The 254-nt window shown below is 32.7% G+C and carries 1 pseudogene; it reads right to left on the bottom strand.

Annotation, left to right across the window (positions count from 1 at the left end):
- A pseudogene (locus tag SB658_RS25815) lies at window positions 1-254 on the bottom strand (recombinase family protein); the annotation flags it as partial.

The raw sequence follows: 254 nt of genomic DNA, 5'->3' as shown, positions 1-254 counted from the left end.
CTCCATCTAGCTTTCGCTGTACATCCAAGCGATAAATCGCTAAGGACTTCAAAAAACGTTTATCATCGTTATTTTTCATACGCTGTTTGAGCTCTTCTGTAATATTGTGAAGTTTGATGGTGTAGTTTTCATACAGATGTTGATTACTCCTAATATTGTTATGTAATTCCTTTATCTCATGCTGGATTTTTTGTTCTATAGCATGATACACATTATGAAATCCACTTATTTTTACATCAGTAAGTGTTTGATTC

The sequence above is a fragment of the Bacillus sp. SIMBA_008 genome, assembly GCF_046535495.1.
Taxonomy (GTDB): domain Bacteria; phylum Bacillota; class Bacilli; order Bacillales; family Bacillaceae; genus Bacillus; species Bacillus subtilis.
Note: the sequence above shows the minus strand (reverse complement) of the source record. Positions and strands in the feature narration are given on the sequence as shown.